The 2,944-nt window shown below is 64.9% G+C and carries 3 protein-coding genes; all 3 read right to left on the bottom strand.

Annotation, left to right across the window (positions count from 1 at the left end; all coding sequences use genetic code 11):
• Positions 1 to 737 (bottom strand): ABC transporter transmembrane domain-containing protein (locus MUO23_03355; protein ID MCJ7511993.1); only part of this gene is annotated, 737 nt, incomplete at its 3' end.
• Position 738: 1 nt separating this feature from the next.
• The gene (locus tag MUO23_03350; GenBank protein ID MCJ7511992.1) at positions 739 to 2,685 is read right to left on the bottom strand and encodes an ABC transporter ATP-binding protein/permease; all 1,947 of its coding nucleotides are present in this window, start codon (positions 2,683 to 2,685) and stop codon (positions 739 to 741) included.
• Positions 2,669 to 2,944, bottom strand: a 276-nt coding sequence (locus tag MUO23_03345; GenBank protein ID MCJ7511991.1) for a MarR family transcriptional regulator, incomplete at its 5' end; no start/stop codon positions are given. The genes MUO23_03350 and MUO23_03345, both read right to left, overlap by 17 nt.

Below are 2,944 nucleotides of genomic sequence, written 5' to 3'. Positions count from 1 at the left end.
CGCCGCGCCTGGGAGGAGATCCAGACCGTTGCCAGGACCATGAAGGGCAGGATCGCGAGCGCAACCAGGGCGTACGGCGCGCTCTGCTTGAACATCGAGTATCCAATCCAGGTGATCAGGAAGGCGCCGCTCACCACTTGGACCAGGGCGAAGCTGATGGCCTGCTGGATGCTATCGGCATCGTTGGTGACCCGGCTCATGGTGTCCCCGGCTTCGTGCTGGACGTGATAGCCGATCGACAGCCGCATGATCTGCTTGAAGACGTCCACCCGCAGGGTCTTGAGCACTCGCTGCCCTGACCAGCTCATCAGGTAGAACATGGCGCCCATTGCCAGGGAGCCGAGCACAAAGATCGCGATCAGCTGCAGCGTCAGCCGACCCAGCCCGGCGAGGTAGTCGGCGCTTGTCCAACCCGCCTGCGGCGGGTCATACCAACAGTTGCTGCTGGCTGGCGCCGACAGCGGGCCGGCGGTCGAGGCCATCGCCTGACGAAGCGGCTCTGGAACCTGGGAGAAGGCCGAGGAGACGGCGGCCGGCGTGAAATAGCAATCGACCGCCTGGCCCATGAGACGAGGCACGGTCACCTGGGTCCACGTGCCGATGACCATCAGCAGCAGCACCACCAGGTATTGCGGCCAGTAGGGTCGGAAGTAGGTGGAAAAGCGGCGCAGCGTTCCGCCGACGTCCTTTGGCTTCGAGACCTCGCCCGCGAAGCTCCCGTGCCCGTCTCGCATCATCTCAGATTCCCTCTCCCCCGGCGGCGCTCACAGCAGTCTCGAACTCAGGCGCAGCATCTTCGGCCAACTGCGAGCTGTAGATATCGGCGTAGAGCTCGCTGGTCTCCATCAACTCGGCGTGCCGCCCCTGGGCGACGACCTGGCCCTGGTCGAGGACAAGGATGTGATCGGCCTGGACGACGGTGCTCATCCGCTGAGCAATCACGAAGCTGGTTCGGCTGTGCATCAGCCGATCGAGGGCCCGCTGGATCTCGAGTTCGGTCTGCAGGTCGACACTCGAGGTGGCATCGTCCAATATCAGGATCCGAGGGTTGAGGAGCAGTGCCCGGGCGATGGCGACCCTTTGCCTTTCCCCGCCGGAGAGCGTTGCGCCACGCTCTCCAACATGAGTTTGATACCCGTCGGGGAGCTGGCTGATGAACCCATGGGCGGCCGCAGCCTTGGCGGCGTCGATCACCTGGTCCAAGCTGGAGTCCGGTCGCCCGAAGGCGATGTTTTCGCGGATCGTCCCGCTAAACAGGGTCGTCTCCTGCAGCACGATCCCGATCTGGGAGCGGAGGGAGTCGAGGGTGATCTGGCGGACATCGTAGCCGTCGATCAGGACGCGGCCGTGGGTAGGGTCGTAGAAGCGCGGGATCAGGTTGATGATCGACGACTTCCCGGAGCCCGTCATCCCCAGCAGGGCGATCCGCTGGCCGGGCTCGGCCTGGAAGGAGACCCGGTTAAGCACGGGGCGCCCGCCGCCGGCATAGCGGAAGGTCACCTCCTCGAAAGTCACCCGGCCCTGCACCGGTGGCAGCGGGCGGGCCTGCGGCGAATCCGCGACCTCGTTGGCGGCATCCATGATCTCGAACACGCGTCCGGCAGACGCCGAGGCTTGCGACATCTGGGTGACGATGAAACCCAATTGTCCGATCGGGAGGAACACGAAGACCAGATACAGGCTGAACTCCTGCCACTCCCCCAGGGTCAGCGTTCCGCCAATGATCTGGCGGCCTCCGAAGTACAGGATCAGGGCCTGACCCAGGTTGGCGATCAAGAACAGTGTCGGCATCACCATCGTCATCAGCCGCATTACCCGTAGCACCTCGGCCAGGTAGTGGTCGGCAGCGCGGTCGAATCGCCCGATCTGCTGGCTCTCTCGGTGGAAGGCCTTCACGACCTTGATGCCGGCCATGTTCTCCTGCAGCACGGCGTTCAGTGCCGAGAGCTGGGTCTGAACAGCCTCGAACATCGGCCGGGCGACCGCGCCAATCACCATGAACAGCAGGACGGCGATGGGCAGGATGGGCAAGATCACCAGCATCAGGCGGGCGTTGGTGGCGCTAAGGATCAACAACGTTCCCGTCAGAAGCAGGAGCGACTGCACCGCCATCAGCAAGCCCTGGCCGACGAACAGGCGCACCTTCTCGACATCATCGGTGGCGCGGATCATCAATTGGCCGGTGTGATTCCGATCGTGGTAGCTGAAGGACAGGCGTTGGATCTTGGCGAACAGGTCATTGCGCATGTCGAAGGAAACGCCGTGCGAGGCGCGCTCGCCCATGTACACTTGCGAGAAGGAGAACAGCCCTCGGATCAGGGCGAAGACCAGGATCAGGCCGCCGGTCAGCAGCAGGCCGCGGGTGGGATCGGCCTGAAGGGCGCCGAGCGCTTCGGGGCTGAGCCCCATCCCGGCCGCAGCCGCAGCCTGGGCCTGGGGCGGCAACGCCTGCAGCTTCATGGCCGCCAAGCCTGAAGTCAGGCTATCGATCAGGCCGCTAATCAATTTCGGAACCATGAGCTGGGCGCCCGTGGCCAGCAGCAGCGCGCCATAGGCAAGCGCCGTCTCGCGCCGATAGCGGCTCAGATAGCGGATTGCGCGGACCAGCGGCCGCAACGAGCCCCGGGCCGCAGGCGGGCCGTCCGCCGGGACGCTGGGTGAGGTCGATCTACGAAGGAAGCCCAACCTGATCCTCCTCCAGCGTCCTGGCGGCGCTTGTCAGGTGGTCCAACGAGTCGATAATCGCCTGCTGCTCATCCGGCTCCAGGTCCGCCACCAGCTGTCGCATCCAGGCCACCCGCGACTCAATCGCCTGACGGACGATCTCCTGTCCGTCCGGGGTCAGGGTGATTCGCCGAACCCGCCGATCGTGATCGTCCTCTTCTCGCCGCAGCAGCCCTTGCTGCGCCAGCCGGTCCACGATCTGGCTGGCAGCACCCGGTGT

The sequence above is a fragment of the Anaerolineales bacterium genome, assembly GCA_022866145.1.
In the GTDB taxonomy this organism is placed as follows: Bacteria; Chloroflexota; Anaerolineae; order Anaerolineales; family E44-bin32; genus PFL42.
This window is presented reverse-complemented; position numbering and strand designations above follow the sequence as displayed.